Origin of the sequence: Nocardioides aurantiacus (genome assembly GCF_003752505.1) — a bacterium.
GTDB lineage: Bacteria > Actinomycetota > Actinomycetes > Propionibacteriales > Nocardioidaceae > Marmoricola > Marmoricola aurantiacus.
Map to the genome: position 1 here is coordinate 3,303,236 of NZ_RKHO01000001.1, position 18,327 is coordinate 3,321,562.

Genomic DNA, 18,327 nt, shown 5'->3' on the forward strand with positions numbered 1-18,327 from the left:
CGCCCCGGGAGCAGGTCCGGGGTCTGCGTGCTGCGCCGCGGGCCTCAGGCCGAGCGGCGGGTCTCGTCGGCGCGGTCGCGAGCGGTCGGCACCGGACGCTGCGAGGGGCGTACGGCGATGCCGGTGCTGCGCTCCCGGACCGGCCGGACGGCGTGCACCTGTCGGGCCGCGGCGGGGAGGTCGCGCTCGATCGCCGCCCGGAAGCGCTCCTGCGCCGCGTCGGAGCGGTCGGGCTCGGTGGAGCGGGCGCGACCGGCCCAGCCGACCCACACCATCGCGCCCGCGGTCACGACGACGGGCGGCAGCCACCAGAGCAGGATCTCCACGGGCCCATGGTGGCCCGCGCGGACGCCCCGTCGCGGCCACGACACGCGCGACCGCCCGGAACCGCGGCGGTCAGGGGGTGCCGACCCACTCGTCGTGCCCGTCGGCGAACACCTGGTGCTTCCACACCGGCACCTCGGCCTTGAGCCGGTCGATGAGGGCGCGCGAGGCGTCGTAGGCCTGGCCGCGGTGCGCGGCCGAGGCGGCGACGAGCACCGCGGTGTCGCCGACGTGCAGCGTCCCGGTGCGGTGCACCGCGGCGACCGCCGTGACCTCGAAGTCGCGGACCACGCCCTCGGCGACCTCGCGGAGCCGGGCCAGCGCGGTCGGGTGGGCGGAGTAGTCGAGGTGGTCCACCGACTCGCCGCCGTCGTGGTCGCGCACCACCCCGACGAAGAGGTTGACGCCCCCGGCCGAGGGGTCGTCGACCGCCGCCAGGACCTCGGCGGCGTCGAGCGCCTCCTCGCGCAGGTCGAGCAGCCGGATCACGGCGTCGGCTGCGTCTGCGGCTGCGTCTGCCGGGCCGGCGGGGGTCTCGGAGGTCACCGCGGCAGCGTAGCGCCGGGCCTGCCCGGCGCCACCCCGCCCGCGCACCGGCGGTGCACAGGGACCGCTCAGGGAACAGCGGTATTTTGGGCCCATGAGCAGCAACCCCGGCGGACCCGACGACAACCCCTTCAAGGGCACCCCCTTCGAGCAGATCTTCCAGGCGCTCGGTGGCGGCGCCGGGGGCACGGGCGGCGCCGGGATGCCCGACCTGTCGGCGCTGATGGGGCAGATGCAGGCCATGATGCAGCCGTACGACGGGCCGGTGAACTGGAGCCTGGCGACCGACATCGCCCGCCGCACCACCGCCCAGGAGCCCGACCCGACGCCGGGTCGCGCCGAGCAGACCCGCGTCGCCGACGCCATCCGGCTGGCCGACCACTGGCTCGACAGCGCGACCGTGCTGCCGTCGGGGGTGACCACCAGCGCCGCCTGGAGCCGCGCGGAGTGGATCGAGCAGACCACCGAGGTGTGGCGCGTCCTGGTCGAGCCGGTCGCCGAGCACGTCGTGGGCGCGATGGGCAAGGCGATGCCCGAGGAGGCCCGCGCCATGGCCGGACCGCTCATCGGCATGCTCGGCAAGGCCGGCGGGGCGATGTTCGGCAGCCAGGTCGGTGCCGCCCTGGGCGGCCTGGCCGGCGAGGTCCTCACCGCCAGCGACATCGGCCTCCCGCTGGGCCCGGCCGGCAAGGCCGCGCTGGTCCCCCACAACATCGCGGCGTTCGCCGAGGGCCTCGACGTGGGCGTCGAGGACGTCACCCTCTACCTCGCCCTGCGCGAGGCGGCCCACCAGCGCCTGTTCGCCCACGTCCCGTGGCTGCGCGCCCACCTGATCTCCTCGGTCGAGGACTTCGGCCGCGGCGTGACCATCGACGTCTCCGGCATCGAGCAGGCCATGGGCGGGCTGGACCCGACCAACCTCGAGGCGATGCAGGAGGCGCTGCAGGGCGGTCTGTTCGAGCCCAAGCAGACGCCGCAGCAGGCGGCCGCCCTCGAGCGGCTCGAGACCACGCTGGCGCTGGTGGAGGGCTGGGTCGACGAGGTCGTCGGCCAGGCCACCGCCGAGCGGATGCCCGCCGCGGCCAAGATGCACGAGGCGTTCCGTCGTCGTCGCGCCGCGGGCGGTCCCGCCGAGGAGACCTTCGCCGCGCTCGTGGGCCTGGAGCTGCGGCCCCGCCGGCTGCGCGACGCCTCCACGCTGTGGGGGGCACTGCGCTCCAAGCACGGCACCGAGGAGCGCGACGCCGTCTGGGCGCACCCCGACCTGCTGCCCACCGCCGCCGACCTCGACGACCCGCTGGGCTTCCGCGAGGACCTCCCCGAGGTGCCCGAGCTCAGCGACGAGGACTTCGACCGCGAGCTCGGCAAGCTGCTCGACGCCGGCAGCGACGCGGGCCCCGAGGGCCCCGAGGGCCCGGACACCACCGACGGCCCCGGCGACGCGGACCCGCGCCCCGGCGCGTGACCCTGCACGACACCGCGCGGGCGGCGCTGGCCGGCTGGACGGCGCCCGGCGCCGACCAGGAACGGCTGCGCACGTCGTACGTCGCCCACCTCGACGCCCGTCCCGACGGCGTGCGCCGCGCCTGCTTCCCCGCCCACCTCACCGCCGGCGCGCTCGTGCTCAGCGACGACGGCGACCACGTGCTGCTCAACCTGCACCGCAAGGCGCGTCGCTGGTTCCACTTCGGCGGCCACCTCGAGGACGGCGACGCGACCCTCCAGGAAGGCGCGCGCCGCGAGGCGACCGAGGAGTCCGGTCTGCCCGACCTCGCCGTCGACGCCGAGCCGCTGCACCTGTCGCGGCACCGCGTCGAGTTCTGCGATCCCCGGGGGCCCGTCGACCACCTCGACGTGCGGTTCCTGGCCAGGGCCGCGGCCGGGGTCGAGCCGGTGGTCAGCGACGAGTCGCTCGACGTCCGGTGGTGGCCGGTCGACGCGCTGCCGACGCAGGACGCCGACATGGTCGAGATGATCGGCCTCGCCCGGGACCGGGCCCGCTCGGCCGACCGGGCGGGACCGGCCTGCTAGGCGTCGTCGACCTCGCTCGGGCCCGACGCGTCGGCGTGGGCGACGCCGGCCAGGAACCCCTTGGCCCGCTCGGCCCGCGGCAGCACGTCCACCAGGGCCCAGAAGCTCGGGCCGTGGTGGGGCTCGACGAGGTGCGCCAGCTCGTGGAGCAGCACGTAGTCCACGACCCAGGCCGGCATCGCCTGCAGCCGGTCGGACATCCGGATCTCGCCGGTGCCGGTCGTGCAGGAGGCCCACCGCGTCGTCATGGTGCCGACCCAGCGGACCGAGGTGGGGGCCGTGCCCGGCGGGAGGTGGGCGGCGCACAGCTGCCGGGCGCGCTCCATCAGCTGGTCGTCGCTGCGACGGGTGCGGCGCTCGGAGCGCTCCAGGCGGCCGAGCATCTTGGTGACCCACTCCTGCTCCTCGGCGCGGGAGAAGCGGTCGGGGATCAGCACCACGACCCGGCCGTCGCGGCGGTAGGCCGAGACGGTGCGGGTGCGCCGCCGGGAGCGGCGTACCTCCACCGGCGGGTGGGACTGCTCGGCGCTCACGCCGGCCGCGCCCAGTCCAGGAGCCGCTCGGTGGTCCAGGTGTTGACGATGCGCTCGGGGTCGAGGCCGAGCTCCTCGGCGCGGGCGCAGCCGTAGACCTGGAAGTCCAGCTGGCCCGGCGCGTGGGCGTCGCTGTCGATCGAGAACAGGCAGCCCGCGTCGATGGCCTGCTGGAGCAGGCGCGTCGGCGGGTCGCGCCGCTCGGGCCGGCTGTTGATCTCCACGGCCGTGCCGGTCTCCGCGCAGGCGGCGAAGACCGCCTCGGCGTCGAACTCCGACTGGGCTCGGGTGCCGCGGTTGCCGGTCACCAGCCGACCGGTGCAGTGGCCCAGGACGTTGGTCCACGGGTCGTGCACCGCGGCGACCATCCGTCGGGTCATCGCGTCGCGGTCCATCTTCAGCTTGGAGTGCACCGAGGCGACGCGCACGTCGAGCCGGGCCAGCATCTCCTCGGTCTGGTCGAGGGAGCCGTCGTCGAGGATGTCGACCTCGATGCCGCGCAGCAGCCGGAACCCGCCGTCGAGGTGCTCGTTGACGGCGTCGACGACCTCCAGCTGGCGCGCGAGCCGCGCCGCGGAGAGGCCGTTGGCGACGGTGAGCCGCGGCGAGTGGTCGGTCAGCACGAGGTAGTCGTGGCCGAGCTCCATGGCGGTGAACGCCATCTCCTCGATCGGCGAGCCGCCGTCGGACCAGTCGCTGTGGGAGTGCAGGTCGCCGCGCAGCGCCGCGCGGACCTGCTCGCCGCCCTCGACGAGGGGGCCGCCGACCTCCTGCTCCAGCTGCGCCAGGCGCCGGGGCACCCGACCCTGCACCGCCGCCTCGATCACCTCGGCGGTCGACGCCCCGATGCCGGGGAGCTCGCGCAGCGTGCCGGCCTCCACCCGGGTGACCACCTCCTCGCCCAGCGGCAGGATGGTCGCCGCCGCGGCACGGAAGGCCTTGACCTTGTAGGTCTCCGCCCGGCTCCGCTCCAGCAGGAAGGCGATCCGCCGCAGCGCCTGCACCGGCCCGGGGGGTGCCTCGGTCGTCTCGCTCGTCGCCACCGGGCCATTGTGGCCCGCGCCGCCGACAGTGCCCGGACGGGCACGGTCCGGGCTCGGCGAGGTCCACAGGGCCCGCAGCCTCGTCCACACGTCGACGACGTTGTCCACAGGTCTGTCCACAGCGGTGCACAACCGCACCGGGGCCCGTCGGACCACCGGGCGCCGCCCGTCGCGCCGACTCCATTGACCCGTCGGCGTCCCCGGCCCTAACGTGTCGGGCAGAAGGGGCCCTCGTCGGTCTCCGCGTTCGCAAGGGGAAGGCAAGCGCGGACGACCCGACGGGGGCCCCGACGACGTTTCCCCCGCCGACGTGCGACTTCTGGCGCAAACCCCCACGGCGCGTGCACGGACAAGGGAGACTGCCGCGTGGAGCACCGTCGCGCAATCAGTGAAGGAAGTGACACGTGACCACGTCCGGGAGTGGTGTGACCGGTCTGCGCAAGGCGCCGACCGGCATCACCGGGTTCGACGAGATCACCAACGGGGGCCTCCCCCGCGGCCGTCCGACCCTCGTCGCCGGCTCGGCGGGCGCGGGCAAGACGCTCTTCGGGCTGGAGTTCCTGGTGCGCGGGGCCATCGAGCACGACGAGCCCGGGGTGCTGCTGGCCTTCGAGGAGGCCGCCCCCGACATCGCCACCAACGTCGCGTCGATGGGCTTCGACCTCCCGGCGCTCGAGGCCGAGGGCAAGATCGCGATCGACTCCTTCCGGCTCGACCCGGCCGACTTCATCGAGGCCGGCCAGTTCGACCTCGAGGGGCTGTTCATCCGCCTCGAGCTGGCGGTGGCCTCCGTCGGCGCCCGGCGCGTGGTGCTCGACACCATCGAGGTGCTCTTCGCCGCGCTGCCCAACGTGGCCGTGGTCCGCAGCGAGCTCAACCGGCTGTTCCGCTGGCTCAAGGAGCGCGACCTCACCGTCGTGATCACCGGCGAGCGCGGCGGCGGCGAGGACCAGCTGACCCGCATCGGGATCGAGGAGTTCGTCTCCGACTGCGTCGTGGTCCTGGACCACCGTGTCGAGGACGGCCTGTCGACGCGACGGATGCGCGTCACGAAGTACCGCGGCTCGCTCCACGGCACCAACGAGTACCCCTTCCTGATCACCGCCACGGGCATCGTCGCGGTCCCGATCACCTCGATGGGCCTCACCTACGAGGCCTCGGACGAGCGGATCACCACCGGGATCGCCGAGCTCGACGAGATGCTGAGCGGCGGCATCTACCGCGGCTCGGCGATGATGATCAGCGGCTCCGCCGGCACCGGCAAGACCAGCATCGGCGCGACCATGGCGGCCGCCTCGTGCGCCCGCGGCGAGTCGGTGCTGTTCGTCTCCTTCGAGGAGTCGCCCGCCCAGCTGACCCGCAACATGCGTTCGATCGGGATCGACCTCGAGCGCTGGACCGAGGCCGGGCTGCTCCAGCTGCACTCGGTGCGTGCCACCGCGTTCGGGCTGGAGGAGCACCTCGCCCAGCTGCACCGGCTGGTCGACGAGCACCAGCCGCGGCTGGTCGTGCTCGACGCCGTGGTCAGCCTGGGGCGGAGCGGTTCGGGCCACGACGCCTCGCAGGTCCTGGCCCGCGACCTCGACCTGCTCAAGAGCCGCGGCGTGACCTCGGTGATGACGACGCTGACGCGCACCACCGAGGCCGAGAACAGCGAGGTGGAGGTCTCCTCGCTCGTCGACACCTGGCTGCTGCTGCGCAACCACGAGACCAACGGCGAGCGCAACCGGCTGATGTTCGTGATCAAGAGCCGCGGCACGTCGCACTCCAACCAGGTGCGCGAGTTCGTCCTCAGCGGCGACGGACCTCACCTGGTCGAGGTCTACGTCGGACCCGAGGGCGTCCTGACGGGCTCCGCGCGGGTCGAGCAGTCGCTGCGCGAGCAGGCCATGGCCGCCGCACGCGAGGACGAGCGGGTCCGCCGTCGTCGGTCCCTGGACCAGCGCTCGGCCGCGCTGGAGGCACAGATCGCCTCCCTGCGGGCGGAGCTGGACTCCGACCGCGAAGAGTTCGAGAGGTTGGTCGCGGAGGAAGCAGCCGCGCACGAGGTGGACGAGGAGGCACGAACGTCGATGGCACAGCGACGAGGAGCCCAGGACGTCCGGTCAGGGGCGGGGTCGTGACGGAGACCTGGGAGGACGACGACACCGCGGGTGCGACCGGGCAGGGACGCGAGCTCTACGACCTGCGGCTCTACGTGGCCGGACAGTCACCGCGCTCGGTCCGGGCGGTGGAGAACCTCCGCCGCGTCTGCGACGAGCACCTCGCGGGCCGCTACCGCGTGGAGGTCATCGACCTCCTGGTCAACCCCGCGCTGGCCCGCGGCGACGAGATCGTGGCCGTGCCGACCTTGGTGCGCAAGCTGCCCGACCCGATCCGCAAGATCATTGGGGACCTCTCCGACACCGACAAGGTGCTGGTGGGCCTGCAGCTGCGCGCACCCGAGAGCGGTGGCGCGTGAGCACGGCCCGGGACGACGACGACACCGTCTTCCTGGCCCAGCTGCAGGAGCAGATCTCCACGCTGCAGCGCACCCTCAACGCCATCGGCGGCGGCAGCGGCATCGACGCCGTCGTCCTCGGCGAGGGTGCGGACGAGCAGGTCTTCTCGCTGACCAGCGCCGACCGGCCCTACCGCGTGATCGTGGAGAACATGGGCGAGGGCGCGATGACGGTCTCCGAGCACGGCGTGGTCCTGTACGCCAACCCGCAGGTCGCCTCGTTCCTCGGCGTCGACGCCCAGTCGATGCCCGGACGCGACATCGCCGACTACGTCTCGGTCGACCAGCTCCCCACCCTGACCACGCTGCTCACCTCCTCCGAGCAGCCGACCCGGCGCGCGGAGCTGACGCTGCCCACCACCGAGGGCGAGCTGCCGTGCCTGGTCGCGGCGACCGACCTCGACGTCGACGGCGTGCTGGTGCGCTGCCTGGTCTTCACCGACCTCACCATGCAGAAGCTGGTCGAGCACCAGGTCGCCGTCGACTCCGCCCGCGCCGAGCGGACCCTCGTGGCCGCCGAGGTCAACGACACCATCGTGCAGGGGCTGGTGGCCGCCGAGATGGCGCTCGACCTCGGCCAGACCGACTTCGCCCGCAGCATCGTGGCCCGGACCTCCGGCCACGCCCGCCACTGGATCGGAGAGCTGGCCGGGGGTGAGTCGGTGGAACCGGGAACCGCCGTACGCACCGGGCCCGCTCGGAGCGGCTCGGAGAACCCATGACGACCGGACTCAACGTGATGGTCGTCGACGACTCCGACGACCTGCGCGACCTCATCAGCATGGTGATCCGTCGCCACCCCCACGGGTGGCGCGTCGTGGCCACGGCGACGGAGGGACGTGAGGCCGTCGACGAGGCCCGCGCCAACCAGCCCGACCTCGTGCTGCTCGACATCGCGATGCCGGTGATGGACGGCATGGAGGCGCTGCCGCTGATCCGGCAGGCCGCGCCCGGTGCCACGGTCGTGATGCTCTCGGGCTACCCGTTCGAGACCGCCGGCCGCGGGGCGCTGGACGCCGGGGCGCACGGCTACCTGGAGAAGTCCGACCTGGTCAAGAGCCTCATCCCCCGCCTGGAGAAGATCCTCGAGGGCAGCCCGCGGGGGGCCTGACCCGCTCGCCCCGGCCCACGCCGGCCCACGCCAGGTCCCCTCAGACCCCGCGGAACTCCGCGGGTCGCTTCTCGCGCGCTGCGCGGATGCCCTCCTGGAGGTCGGCCGTGGCCAGGGTGACCGGCTGTGCGAGCGCCTCCCACTGCAGGCAGGACTCCAGGTCGGGGTGCCCCTCGCCGCGCAGTGCCAGCGTCGTGTAGCGGCTCGCGATCGGGGCGGTGGCCGCGATCCCCGCCGCGATCTCCTCGACCTGTGCCGAAAGCTCCTCGCCGGGCAGCACGCGGGAGACCAGCCCGAGGCCGAGGCCCTCCTCGGCGGTCACGATGCGGCCCGTCAGCAGCAGGTCGCGGGCCACGGCCCGGCCGACGACGTCGGGCAGCAGGAAGGTGGCCGCCATGCCGGGGTTCATGCCGAGCTTGACGAACGGGGCGCCGAGCTTGGCGCCCGCGGCGGCGTACCGCAGGTCGCAGGCCAGCGCCAGGCACAGCCCGGCCCCGATCGCCGCACCGTTGACGGCCGCGATGGTCGGCACCTCGAGCGAGCGGATCGAGAGCCAGGCCCGGTAGAAGGCCATCATCCGCGTGCGCAGCCGGTCGACGCCCGCGTCGGGCTCGCTGGCGATCCAGCTGGTGTCCCCGCCGGAGCAGAAGGCCGACCCCTCCCCGGTCACGACGACCACGCGGACCGTGGGGTCCTCCCGGACCTGCGCGACCGCGCTCGTCCACGACTCCGTCATCGGCGCCGACATGGCGTTGCGCTGCTCGGGGTTGTCCAGCACCAGACGGACCACGCCGTCGGAGGGGCGCTCGAGTCGCAGGTGGGTCAGGTCGAGGCTGTCCGTGTCTGGCATGCGGCGGAGGCTACCGCCCGGCGGGGCGGGCGTGGACTAGGGTCGAGCGAGGTCCGGGCTACCGGACCCCGGCGGCGCTGCGTGCACCGCCGCCACGAGCTGGTCACACGATGCGAGGAGTCCCTCATGGCCGAGACCTGGAGCGGCGAGTTCTACTGCGTGAAGTGCAAGGAGAAGCGCGAGGCGGAGGGCGAGGTGAAGGTGAACGACAAGGGCACCCGGATGGCCAAGGCCGTCTGCCCCGTCTGCGGCACCAACCTCAACCGCATCCTCGGCAAGGCCTGACCCGAGCCGTACGCCGCCCCGCGGCGCGAGCGCCCAGGACGGCGGGACCCCACGGGTCCCGCCGTCCTGGCACGTCCGGACCTGTGGACGACCGCAGCGCGCTCCGTCCCGGGCGCCCTACGGTCACGGCGTGCCAGCCACGTCACCCTTTCCGCTCCCCGGCCTGCACCCCGACCCGTACGCCGCCGACGGCCGCGCCCGGCTCGCGCCCGGGCTGCGCGTGGTGCGGCGTGGCACCGACCTGCTGCAGGTCGGCCTCGAGCCCGACCGCCGGGTGCTGCTGCCCCGCGACCCTGCGTCCGCCGAGGTGCTGCACGCCCTGCGTGCCGACGCGCCGCTGCCCACGTCGCCCGCCGCCCGCCGGGTGGTCCACGCCCTGCTCGAGCGGGGCTGTCTGCAGGTGCGTCCCGACGCCGCACCCGCGGCGGCCGTGGCGCTGCTCGACGACCTGGCGGGCGACCCCGACGACCCGGTGAGCACGGTGCGGCTGCTCGAGGGCGCCGGGGTGGCGGTCACCCCCTGGACCGAGGGCGCCGACGCGGTGCTGGTGCGCTCCCGCGGTGAGTGCGACCGCGACCGGCTCGACCCGCTCGTGCGGGCCGGCACCCCGCACCTGCTGCTGCGGCTCGTCGACGGCGAGGCGCTGCTCGGCCCCTTCGTCGCCCCCGGGCTGACCTGCTGCCTGCGCTGCGTCGACGCGCACCGTGCCGTGACGGACCCCGACCACCACGCGGTCACCACCCGCTACGTCGAGGCAGGCGCCCGACCGCGCGAGGACGGCGTCCCCGACCTCGCCGACCCGGCCCTGGTCGCGCTCGTGACGGCCGCCGCGGTGCGCGAGGTGGCGGCGTACGTCCGGGGCGAGGAGCCGCCCGGCTGGTCCCGCACCCGCCGCTGGACCGGGACCGCCGACGAGCCGGTGGTGCAGGCGTGGGCACGCCACCCGCGCTGCGGCTGCAGCTGGGCGCCCGACGACCACGCGTGGGGCACGATGGGGGTATGAGGTCCGGCCGGAGCACCCGCACGCAGGCGCCGCGATGAGCGAGATCCCGCGGCGGGCCGTGCGACGCACGGCACGCCTGGCGGCCCTCCCCCTGGGGTACGCCGGCCGCACCGCGCTCGGCTTCGGTCGCCGCATGGGCGGGGCGTCCGCCGAGAGCGTCCTCTCGGAGGTCCAGCAGCGGACCGCCGAGCAGCTGTTCCGCACCCTGGGCGAGCTCAAGGGCGGGGCGATGAAGTTCGGCCAGGCGCTGTCGGTCTTCGAGGCGGCACTGCCCGACGAGCTCGCCGGCCCCTACCGCGAGCAGCTGACCAAGCTCCAGGACTCCGCGCCGCCGATGCCCACCATGACGGTCCGCGAGATTCTCGCCCGCGAGCTCGGCAGCGACTGGAAGCAGCACCTCGTCGAGCTCGACCCGATGCCCGCCGCCGCTGCCTCCATCGGGCAGGTCCACCGCGGCCGGTGGGCCGACGGCCGCGACGTCGCGGTCAAGGTGCAGTACCCCGGCTCCGCCGAGGCGCTGACCTCCGACCTGCGCCAGCTCTCCCGCGTCGCCCGCGGCCTGGGCCCGCTGGTGCCCGGCCTGGACGTCAAGGCGTTGATCGCGGAGGTGCAGGCCCGCGCGGTGGAGGAGCTCGACTACCAGCTCGAGGCCGAGGCCCAGCGCGGCTTCGCGGCGGCCTTCGCCGCCGACGAGGCCTTCGTGGTGCCCGACGTCGTGGCCGACGCCGGCACCGTGCTCGTGACCGAGTGGATGGACAGCCACGGCTCGCTGGCCCGGGTGATCCGCGAGGGCACCCAGGAGGAGCGCGACCACCTCGGCGAGCTGTTCCTGCGCTTCATGTTCGAGGCGCCCGGCCGTACCGGCATGCTGCACGCCGACCCGCACCCCGGCAACTTCCGCCAGGTCCTCGACCCCGACGGCGGGCCCGATCGGCTCGGCGTCCTCGACTACGGCGCCGTGGCGCGACTGCCCGAGCGCAGCCTGCCCACCTCGATGGGCACGCTGATCCGGATCGCGATGCTGGAGGACTACGACCAGCTCGTCGAGCAGCTGCGCGCCGAGGGCTTCATCCGCGACAAGATCCGGCTCGACCCGGAAGCGCTGAAGGCCTACCTCGGGCCCTTCCTGGAGCCCGCGAGCGTGGAGACCTTCCACTTCTCCCGGGCCTGGATGCAGGAGCAGTTCCAGCGGGTCCAGGACCCCCGGAGCGACGCCTACAGCACGATGCTGCGGCTCAACCTGCCTCCGTCGTACATGTTGATCCACCGGGCCTTCGCGGGCGGCATCGGCGTGCTGAGCCAGCTCGAGGCGCGGGTGCCGTTCCGTCGCGTGCTCGAGGAGACGCTGCCCGGCTTCGCCGGCTGAGCCGGGCGGCTACCACCACTCGGAGTCGAGCTTGCCCTCCATCGACCGGAGGTGCTCACGCGAGCAGGTGTCGCAGAACCACCGCTGCCGGCCGCGCTCGACGGCCGTGGTCCAGGTGAGCGGCGGCGTCTCCCCCTCGACTGCCCGACCGCAGCACGCGCACGTGACCATGCGCCCACGCTAGACCCGCCCGGCTCCCCCGGGAACGGCGACGAGCCCCGGGGAGGGCGTCCTCCCCGGGGCCCGTGGCTCCCGGTGGTGCTGGCGTGGTGCGGGGTGGGTGGGCTCAGATGACGCGGGCGACCGCGACCCGGGCCCGCGCTGCGACGCGCTCGGCCCGGACGGTGGCCCGCTCGGCCCGGAGGGCCAGGCGGGTCGCCCGGCGCTGCAGCCGAGCCGCGGCTGCGACCCGGCCCGCCCGGCGGGCGTGCTCGGCCTCGGTGCGGCGCTCCTCGTGCCGCTCGAGGGCGAGGTCGATCGAGGTCAGGCTCATCGACGTGCTCCTTGCTGGTGGTGGTGCGGACGGTGGGGGTGGTGGTGCGGGGGTCGGTCACGGAGTGCTCCTGGGGACGGGGGATCAGGCGGCCACGACGGCGTCCTTGCGGGGACGCCCGCGGGGTCGCTTGCGGGGGATCACCCGGCCCTGGGCGAAGAGCTCGCCGCCCCACACGCCCCAGGGCTCGCGGCGCTCCAGCGCCCCGTCGAGGCAGGCGGCCCGCACCGGGCACGCCCGGCACAGCTCCTTGGCCAGCTCCACGTCGGCCGGGGACTCGGCGAAGTAGAGCTCGGGGTCCTTGCTGTGGCAGGGCAGTCCCGCCTCGTCGGTCCGTGGTCGGTCGACAGCACTGGTGTTCATCTCGGTCACCTCCTCGTGAACGAAGTCGGGTCGAAGCGAGTGGCTCCGCGACCTGCTCCTCGTGCCCGGGAAGCACGAAGGCCGCGGAATCCCGGTGGGGTTCCGCGGCCTCGAGGCTGCCGACGTGTCTGAGCCGAAGGCTCAGGTGGTCGGTGGACTGGAGGTGCGGAGACCCGGGTCGGCGTCGAAGCCGCCCATGGCGGCGACCGGGGAGGTCACGTCCTGGGCGAGGGTGTCGACGCGGCGACGGCCCGTCTGCGGACGGACCTCTCCCCCGGCACCGAGCAGGACGGGCGAGACGGGACCGTGACGCAGAGCGGTCGCGGGGGTGTGGTTCCAGAACTTCATCTCGCACCTCCTTCGGTGGCTGGGGGGCAGCGGCGGTCGGCCGGGCCCGGGGACGTGGTGCACAGCACGGTAGTGGCCCCCTGCGCGAGGACGCAACGCATTTAACGCCGACCGTGTCACGAGGGCCCTGCGACGGCCGGGAGACCGCCGGGTGCGGGCCGGGCGACGGGACTCAGGCGAGCAGGGCGAGCAGCTCGTCGGCGTACTTCTCCAGCTTGGCGCGACCGATGCCGTTGATGCCCTGCAGCCCGGTGTGGGTGGTCGGCCTGACCTCGGCCAGCGCCTCCAGGGTGGCGTCGGAGAGGACCACGAAGGCGGGCACGCTCTGGGCGTCGGCCTGCGCCTTGCGCCAGCTGCGGAGCGACTCGTAGAGCTCCTCGTCGTAGGGCACCGGGCAGTCGGCGCAGTAGCCCCGGTTGCGCTCGCGGGAGCTCGCCAGCGGGCGCTGGCACTGCTGGCAGGTCGCGGCCCTGCGGGAGGTACGCCGGGCCGGCCGGCCGACGGCAGTCCCCGTGGCGCGATCGGTCGCCGACGTGGGCCGCAGCCCGTCGAGGAACCGTGAGGGCTTGCGCCGGGCCTGCCCGCCGGGGTTGCGGGCCAGCGACCAGGAGACCCACAGGTGCGTGCGGGCGCGGGTGACGCCGACGTAGAGCAGCCGGCGCTCCTCCTCGACCCCGGCCGGGGTGTCGGCGTGGACGATCGGCATCGAGCCGTCCTGCATGCCGACGAGGAACACGGCGTCCCACTCCAGGCCCTTGGCGGCGTGGAGGGTGGCCAGCGTGACGCCCTCGGCGACGGGGGCGTGCTGCTCGTGGGCGCGGCGGTCCAGGTCGGCCACGAAGGCCCCCAGCGTGGCCGGCTGCTCCTCGCCGGCCGCGGCGACGAACGCCTCGGCCTGCGAGTGCAGCGCCTGCAGCGACTCCCACCGGTCGCGGGCCTGGCCGCGGGCGGCCGGCGCCCGGGTGGACCAGCCCATGCCGCCCAGCACGCCGGTGACCTGCTCGAGCAGGTCACCGGCCGGGGTGGTCAGCTCGCCGGCGTCGGCGGCCCGCTCGGCCGCGCGGACGTCGCCGCGCAGCAGCGCGACGGCCTGCCGCACCTCCTGGCGCTCGAAGAAGCGGGCGGCGCCGCGCAGGACGTAGGGCAGCCCGTGCGCGGTGAGGGCCTCCTCGAAGGCCTCGGACTGGGCGTTGATGCGGAACAGCACCGCCATCTCGCGCAGCGGCACGCCGCGGTCGCGCAGCGCGGCCACCCGGGTCGCCACTGCCTCGGCCTCGGCGACCTCGTCGCTCGCCTCGCGCCAGGTCACCTCGGGACCGCCCGAGGACTGGGAGCGCAGCGTCACGCTGCGGGTGGTGCCGCCCGCGAGCACCCCGTTGGCCGCGGCGATCACCTGCGGTGTGGAGCGGTAGTTGCGGACCAGCTCGACGCTCGTCGCGCCGGGGAACTTGGTGGTGAAGTCGGACAGGAAGGCCGGCTGCGCGCCGGCGAAGGAGTAGATGGTCTGCGCCGGGTCGCCCACGACGCAGAGCTCGTCGCGGCCGCCGAGCCACAGGTCGAGCAGCGCGCTCTGGATGGGGCTGACGTCCTGGAACTCGTCGACCACGAACCACTTGTACTGGCGACGCACCTCGGCGGCCACGCGCTCGTCGTCGCTGAGCAGCGCCGCCGCGCACAGCAGCACGTCCTCCATGTCCATCCGGCCCTGCTCGCGCTTGGCCTCCTCGTAGGTGGCGAAGACCCGGGCCACGGTGGCGGCGTCGGCGCCGGTGACCTCGCGTCCGCGGGAGACCGCCAGCCGCTCGTAGTCGTCGGGCCGCACGTTGCTGACCTTGGACCACTCGACCTCGCTGGCCAGGTCGCGCAGCAGCGCCTGGGAGGTCTCGACCCGGTTGCGCCGGGCCGCGGCCGCCAGCACCGGGATCTTGGACTCCATCAGCTGCGGGGGCTCCCCGCCGTAGACCTTGGGCCAGAACCACCGCACCTGGCGCAGCGCCGCGGAGTGGAAGGTGCGGGCCTGGGTGAGGCCGGCCCCCATCGTGCGCAGCCGCGCCCGCATCTCGCCCGCCGCCCGGGTGGTGAAGGTGACGGCGAGGACCTCGGTGGGGTTGTAGACGCCCGTCGCGACGCCGTAGGCGATGCGGTGGGTGATCGCGCGGGTCTTGCCCGTGCCTGCGCCCGCGAGCACGCGCACCGGCCCGCGCAGGGCGCTGGCGACCTCGCGCTGCTCGGGGTCGAGCGCCGCCAGCAGGTCATCGGACGACGGCACGAAATGAACTCCCTCTGCGGTGCGTTGGCCAGGGGTCAGAGCCTAGATGCGAGAGAGGACAGCCCGTGACCGACCACCAGTCCGGCCCCACCACCCCGAGCACCCGTGGGGGCGCCGCCTTCACGATGTACAGCACCCCGTGGTGCGGCTACTGCCACCGGCTGCGCAGCCAGCTCGACCGCGAGGGGATCGCCTACGACGTGGTCGACATCGAGCAGGACCCCGCCTCGGCCGAGATCGTGATGCAGGTCAACCGCGGCAACCAGACCGTGCCGACGCTCGTCTACAGCGACGGCTCGGCCCAGACCAACCCCTCGCTGAAGCAGGTCAAGGAGAAGATCGCCGCGCTGGCGTGATCCGCGAGGCGCACGGTCCGCTCACCACGGGACTCACCACGGGCCTCACCACTGGCCGGTGAGCGGGCCGCCGTACCAGTCCTCGATGAGCGAGCGCGAGATCGAGACCCCGCTGGGCAGCACCAGCGTGCCCGCCTCGGACTGGGTCCGCAGGTCCTCGCGGGTGAACCACCCGGCGGCCTCGATCTCGGCGCCGTCGACGTCGACGCGGGTGCTCGTGGCCCGACCGGTGAACCCCACCATCAGGCTCGCCGGCATCGGCCAGGGCTGGCTGCCGAAGTAGGCCACCTCGCCCACCTCGACGCCGGTCTCCTCGGCGACCTCGCGGCGTACGGCGTCCTCCATGGTCTCGCCGGGCTCGACGAACCCCGCGAGCGTGGAGTAGCGACCGGCGGGCCAGGCGGGGCTGCGGCCCAGCAGCGCCCGCTCCTCGGGCGACCCGGGCTCGCCGTCGGTGACGAGCATGATCACGGCCGGGTCGGAGCGAGGGAACTGGTCGCGCCCGCAGCGCGGCGAGTGCAGCACGTGCCCGGCCTGCCGCGGCTCCAGGCGGTCGCCGCAGCGCGGGCAGAACGTGGTCGCCGCGTGCCACTCGGCCATGCCGATGGCGTGCATCACCAGCGGACCGTCCTCGATGGTGTCGTCGACCAGCCCCATCACGACCGAGCGCAGCGGCACCCACTCCTCGCGGTCCCCCGGTGCCTCGGTGGGGTCGACGAGCAGCGCGAAGTGCTCCACCTCGTCACGCTCCCCCAGGAGCAGCCGCAGGCCCCCGGGCGGGGCGTCGGCGGAGGGCACCCAGGCGACCTTCCCGTCGACCGGGCGCAGCCGTGCGCCGGAGATGACCAGGACCCGGGTGGCCGCGTCGTGCCAGCGCTCGTCGAGCCAGGCCTCGTCGCGGCGCAGCTCGCCGTGACGGTCGTGCGCGTGCTGCGAGAGCGCGACGTGGGGCAGGGTGCGGTTCACAGGTGGTCCTCGCCTCGGTGGTCGAGCCAGGCGCTGAACGCCCGGTCGTCGTAGGGCCGGCCGAGGAAGTCCTCGACCAGGTCGGCGGCGTCGCGGGACCCGCCCGCGGCGAGCACCGTGTCGCGGTAGCGACGGGCCACCTCGGGCGCGAACAGGTCGTCCGCGTCGAAGGCGGAGAAGAGGTCCTGGGCGATGACCTTGCTCCACAGGTAGGTGTAGTACGCCGAGGTGTAGCCCTCCAGGTGACCGAACCCGGCGTGGAAGTGGGTGTCGGTCACCAGCTCGACGAGGCTGTAGCGCGCCATCAGCTCGCGCAACCGGGCGGTCAGGTCGGGCGGGCACTCCTGGTGGAAGGCGTAGGAGATCGCGGCGTACGCCGTCTGGGTGCGGGCCAGGAGTGCGGTGCCGAGCTCCTGCGCCGCCCGCATCCGGCCCACCAGCTCGGAGGGGATGGGCGTGCCGTGCTCGTCGGTGGCGAAGCTCGCGAGCACGCCGGCGTCCCAGGCCCACTCCTCGAGCAGCTGCGAGGGCGCCTCCACGAAGTCCCACTCGGTGCTGACCCCGGAGAAGCGCACCCAGTCGTGGCGGCCGGCCAGCACGTGGTGGAGCAGGTGACCGAACTCGTGGAACAGCGTGACCACGTGGTCGAGCTCCATCAGCCCGCGCGAGAAGTTGCAGACCAGCACGCCCTCGGGCAGCAGCCGGTCGCGCACACCGGGGACGAGGCTGAACTGGGCGGCGTGGTGGTACTTGTCCGGCCGCGGGTGGAGGTCGAGGTGGACCCGGCCCAGCAGGGTGCCGTCCTCGAGGTGGACGTCGTGGCTGGTGACCTCGGGGTGCCAGGTGGGCGCGTCGACCGGCTCGTAGCGCAGCCCGAACAGCCGGCCGGTCACCTCGAGCAGGCCGGCACGGACCTTGCCGGCGTCGAGGTAGCGGCGTACCTCCTGGGTGTCGACGTCGAACCGCTCGCGGCGCAGCGTCTCCAGGTGGTGGCGCCAGGAGGAGAAGTCGACGACGTCCTCGCCCGCGGCACGGGCCACCTCCAGCAGGTCAGCCAGGTCGCGGCGCCCGGGTGCGTCGGCGGCCTCGGCGACGCGGTCGACGAACTCCGGGATCCGGTCTCCCTCGCCGATCATCTTCAGCTCCGCGTCGTACGACGGCCAGTCGGCGTGGCCCAGCAGGGTGGCCCGCTCCCGCCGGGTCGTCAGCAGCTCGGCCAGCACCGCGTCGTTCTCCGGCCAGGCGACGTTGTGCATGGTGCGCGCCACCGCCCGTCGCGCCTCGGCGTCGCGGGCGTGGGTGAGGACCGGCAGCGTGTCGGGGTAGTCGGTGCTCACCTCGACGGTGCCGTCGGCGTCGGCGGGGTGCGCGGCGAGCCAGTCGGCGGGCAGGTCGGCGAGCGAGGCCGCGGGCACCCGCGTGGTCCGACGCCCCTCCCGGATCGCGCGCGAGAAGGACTGGCCCAGCTCCTGGGCCCGGCGGTCGAGCTCCCGCACCCGCTCGCGGGTGGCGTCGTCGCGGTCGACCCCGGAACGCCGGAACGCCCGCAGGGCGTCGGCCAGCACACGCCGTGCCGGCGCGTCCAGCGCGTCGGCGTCGAGCGCGGCGAGGCGGGCGTGCACCTCGGCGTCGAGGTAGACGTCGGTGGCCAGGCGCCGGGTCGCGAGATCGTGCGACTCGGCGGCCTCGCGGACGGCCCCGTCGGGGTGCACCGCGCCCAGCAGCGAGACCAGCGACAGCACCTGCGACAGCGCGACCTCGACGTCGTTCCAGCGGGTCAGCGCCACCGGGTCGCCGGGTGCTGCGGCGCGGAGGTCGGCCAGGCCCGCCTCGGCCGCGGCCACGCCCTGCTCGACCCGGGCGTCGGTCCACGGCAGCCAGTCGCCGGCGGTGGCGGGGAGCGCGAGGGGCTGGAGGTCCATGTCGGCCGAGCGTACGAC

Annotated in this window: 22 protein-coding genes; 10 read left to right on the plus strand and 12 right to left on the minus strand. The window is 74.4% G+C overall.

Annotated elements, in window-relative coordinates:
• Positions 1–44: 44 nt before the first annotated feature.
• Complete coding sequence (locus EDD33_RS16045; protein WP_123391993.1) at positions 45–326, minus strand: hypothetical protein; 282 nt, start codon at positions 324–326, stop codon at positions 45–47.
• Between the two features lie 70 nt (positions 327–396).
• Complete coding sequence (locus EDD33_RS16050) at positions 397–870, minus strand: molybdenum cofactor biosynthesis protein MoaE (protein ID WP_246003552.1); 474 nt, start codon at positions 868–870, stop codon at positions 397–399.
• 94 nt (positions 871–964) lie between these two features.
• Here EDD33_RS16050 and EDD33_RS16055 point away from each other — a divergent pair, with 94 nt between their 5' ends.
• Together EDD33_RS16055 and EDD33_RS16060 are read left to right on the plus strand one after the other, a co-directional pair.
• Positions 965–2,335, plus strand: a complete 1,371-nt coding sequence (locus EDD33_RS16055) for a zinc-dependent metalloprotease (RefSeq protein ID WP_123391995.1) — start codon at positions 965–967, stop codon at positions 2,333–2,335.
• A complete protein-coding gene (locus tag EDD33_RS16060) occupies positions 2,332–2,901 on the plus strand; it encodes an NUDIX hydrolase (RefSeq protein ID WP_123391996.1) in 570 nt (189 codons plus the stop codon). The genes EDD33_RS16055 and EDD33_RS16060 overlap by 4 nt, the downstream gene beginning before the upstream one ends.
• Here EDD33_RS16060 and EDD33_RS16065 read toward each other — a convergent pair.
• Both EDD33_RS16065 and EDD33_RS16070 read right to left on the minus strand, forming a co-directional pair.
• The gene (locus EDD33_RS16065) at positions 2,898–3,434 is read right to left on the minus strand and encodes a M48 metallopeptidase family protein (RefSeq protein WP_246003553.1); all 537 of its coding nucleotides are present in this window, start codon (positions 3,432–3,434) and stop codon (positions 2,898–2,900) included. The two genes, EDD33_RS16060 and EDD33_RS16065, sit on opposite strands and share 4 nt — an antisense overlap.
• Entirely contained in the window at positions 3,431–4,477 is a 1,047-nt protein-coding gene (locus EDD33_RS16070; RefSeq protein WP_123393553.1) for a PHP domain-containing protein, read from the minus strand. Before EDD33_RS16070 ends, EDD33_RS16065 begins: the two co-directional genes overlap by 4 nt.
• Positions 4,478–4,881: 404 nt before the next feature.
• Between EDD33_RS16070 and kaiC the strand changes: the two genes are divergently transcribed.
• The 4 genes from kaiC to EDD33_RS16090 are packed head-to-tail and all read left to right on the plus strand — an operon-like array spanning position 4,882 to position 8,088.
• Positions 4,882–6,600, plus strand: coding sequence for a circadian clock protein KaiC (gene kaiC / locus EDD33_RS16075; RefSeq protein ID WP_123391997.1), 1,719 nt, complete (start codon positions 4,882–4,884; stop codon positions 6,598–6,600).
• Positions 6,597–6,938, plus strand: coding sequence for a circadian clock KaiB family protein (locus EDD33_RS16080; RefSeq protein WP_123391999.1), 342 nt, complete (start codon positions 6,597–6,599; stop codon positions 6,936–6,938). Before kaiC ends, EDD33_RS16080 begins: the two co-directional genes overlap by 4 nt.
• Entirely contained in the window at positions 6,935–7,699 is a 765-nt protein-coding gene (locus EDD33_RS16085; protein WP_123392001.1) for a PAS domain-containing protein, read from the plus strand. Before EDD33_RS16080 ends, EDD33_RS16085 begins: the two co-directional genes overlap by 4 nt.
• Positions 7,696–8,088, plus strand: a complete 393-nt coding sequence (locus EDD33_RS16090) for a response regulator transcription factor (protein ID WP_123392003.1) — start codon at positions 7,696–7,698, stop codon at positions 8,086–8,088. The genes EDD33_RS16085 and EDD33_RS16090 overlap by 4 nt, the downstream gene beginning before the upstream one ends.
• A 40-nt stretch (positions 8,089–8,128) precedes the next feature.
• Here the strand turns inward: EDD33_RS16090 and EDD33_RS16095 are convergent, their stop codons facing one another.
• Entirely contained in the window at positions 8,129–8,938 is an 810-nt protein-coding gene (locus EDD33_RS16095; protein ID WP_123392005.1) for an enoyl-CoA hydratase/isomerase family protein, read from the minus strand.
• Positions 8,939–9,064: 126 nt separating this feature from the next.
• Here EDD33_RS16095 and EDD33_RS20135 point away from each other — a divergent pair, with 126 nt between their 5' ends.
• The 3 genes from EDD33_RS20135 to EDD33_RS16105 all read left to right on the plus strand — a co-directional run bounded on the left by EDD33_RS20135 (position 9,065) and on the right by EDD33_RS16105 (position 11,592).
• The gene (locus tag EDD33_RS20135; RefSeq protein ID WP_011754982.1) at positions 9,065–9,223 is read left to right on the plus strand and encodes a DUF5679 domain-containing protein; all 159 of its coding nucleotides are present in this window, start codon (positions 9,065–9,067) and stop codon (positions 9,221–9,223) included.
• 130 nt (positions 9,224–9,353) lie between these two features.
• Positions 9,354–10,226: a hypothetical protein gene (locus EDD33_RS16100; protein WP_123392007.1), complete on the plus strand. Its 873-nt coding sequence runs from the start codon at positions 9,354–9,356 to the stop codon at positions 10,224–10,226.
• Between the two features lie 34 nt (positions 10,227–10,260).
• On the plus strand, positions 10,261–11,592 hold the full coding sequence (locus EDD33_RS16105) for an ABC1 kinase family protein (RefSeq protein ID WP_123392008.1): 1,332 nt from the start codon (positions 10,261–10,263) through the stop codon (positions 11,590–11,592).
• A 9-nt stretch (positions 11,593–11,601) separates the two neighbouring features.
• Here the strand turns inward: EDD33_RS16105 and EDD33_RS20140 are convergent, their stop codons facing one another.
• The 5 genes from EDD33_RS20140 to EDD33_RS16125 all read right to left on the minus strand — a co-directional run bounded on the left by EDD33_RS20140 (position 11,602) and on the right by EDD33_RS16125 (position 15,065).
• Complete coding sequence (locus EDD33_RS20140) at positions 11,602–11,763, minus strand: hypothetical protein (protein ID WP_170169851.1); 162 nt, start codon at positions 11,761–11,763, stop codon at positions 11,602–11,604.
• A gap of 115 nt (positions 11,764–11,878) precedes the next feature.
• Positions 11,879–12,085, minus strand: coding sequence for a hypothetical protein (locus EDD33_RS16110; RefSeq protein ID WP_123392011.1), 207 nt, complete (start codon positions 12,083–12,085; stop codon positions 11,879–11,881).
• An 84-nt stretch (positions 12,086–12,169) separates the two neighbouring features.
• Positions 12,170–12,448 carry a WhiB family transcriptional regulator gene (locus EDD33_RS16115; RefSeq protein ID WP_123393555.1) on the minus strand — a complete coding sequence of 93 codons (279 nt, stop codon included), beginning with the start codon at positions 12,446–12,448 and terminating at the stop codon, positions 12,170–12,172.
• A 141-nt stretch (positions 12,449–12,589) separates the two neighbouring features.
• Complete coding sequence (locus tag EDD33_RS16120; RefSeq protein WP_123392012.1) at positions 12,590–12,796, minus strand: hypothetical protein; 207 nt, start codon at positions 12,794–12,796, stop codon at positions 12,590–12,592.
• Between the two features lie 172 nt (positions 12,797–12,968).
• Positions 12,969–15,065 (minus strand): ATP-dependent DNA helicase UvrD2, encoded by a 2,097-nt coding sequence (locus EDD33_RS16125; protein WP_123392013.1) that lies wholly within the window; start codon positions 15,063–15,065, stop codon positions 12,969–12,971.
• 125 nt (positions 15,066–15,190) lie between these two features.
• Between EDD33_RS16125 and EDD33_RS16130 the strand changes: the two genes are divergently transcribed.
• Positions 15,191–15,421, plus strand: a complete 231-nt coding sequence (locus tag EDD33_RS16130; protein ID WP_056542024.1) for a mycoredoxin — start codon at positions 15,191–15,193, stop codon at positions 15,419–15,421.
• A 45-nt stretch (positions 15,422–15,466) separates the two neighbouring features.
• Here EDD33_RS16130 and nudC read toward each other — a convergent pair whose 3' ends face one another.
• Together nudC and EDD33_RS16140 are read right to left on the minus strand one after the other, a co-directional pair.
• The gene (gene nudC / locus EDD33_RS16135) at positions 15,467–16,387 is read right to left on the minus strand and encodes an NAD(+) diphosphatase (protein ID WP_123392015.1); all 921 of its coding nucleotides are present in this window, start codon (positions 16,385–16,387) and stop codon (positions 15,467–15,469) included.
• Positions 16,384–18,309 (minus strand): M3 family metallopeptidase, encoded by a 1,926-nt coding sequence (locus EDD33_RS16140; protein WP_123392016.1) that lies wholly within the window; start codon positions 18,307–18,309, stop codon positions 16,384–16,386. Before EDD33_RS16140 ends, nudC begins: the two co-directional genes overlap by 4 nt.
• Positions 18,310–18,327 lie beyond the last annotated feature (18 nt).

Bases quoted from the DNA above. Each gene is read 5' to 3' on its own strand.
- EDD33_RS16110 (WP_123392011.1), bottom strand. From the start codon at position 12,085: ATGAGCCTGACCTCGATCGACCTCGCCCTCGAGCGGCACGAGGAGCGC.
- EDD33_RS16105 (WP_123392008.1), top strand. From the start codon at position 10,261: ATGAGCGAGATCCCGCGGCGGGCCGTGCGACGCACGGCACGCCTGGCG.
- EDD33_RS20140 (WP_170169851.1), bottom strand. From the start codon at position 11,763: ATGGTCACGTGCGCGTGCTGCGGTCGGGCAGTCGAGGGGGAGACGCCG.
- EDD33_RS16095 (WP_123392005.1), bottom strand. From the start codon at position 8,938: ATGCCAGACACGGACAGCCTCGACCTGACCCACCTGCGACTCGAGCGC.
- EDD33_RS16055 (WP_123391995.1), top strand. From the start codon at position 965: ATGAGCAGCAACCCCGGCGGACCCGACGACAACCCCTTCAAGGGCACC.
- EDD33_RS16140 (WP_123392016.1), bottom strand. From the start codon at position 18,309: ATGGACCTCCAGCCCCTCGCGCTCCCCGCCACCGCCGGCGACTGGCTG.
- EDD33_RS20135 (WP_011754982.1), top strand. From the start codon at position 9,065: ATGGCCGAGACCTGGAGCGGCGAGTTCTACTGCGTGAAGTGCAAGGAG.
- EDD33_RS16115 (WP_123393555.1), bottom strand. From the start codon at position 12,448: ATGAACACCAGTGCTGTCGACCGACCACGGACCGACGAGGCGGGACTG.
- EDD33_RS16130 (WP_056542024.1), top strand. From the start codon at position 15,191: ATGTACAGCACCCCGTGGTGCGGCTACTGCCACCGGCTGCGCAGCCAG.
- EDD33_RS16120 (WP_123392012.1), bottom strand. From the start codon at position 12,796: ATGAAGTTCTGGAACCACACCCCCGCGACCGCTCTGCGTCACGGTCCC.
- EDD33_RS16090 (WP_123392003.1), top strand. From the start codon at position 7,696: ATGACGACCGGACTCAACGTGATGGTCGTCGACGACTCCGACGACCTG.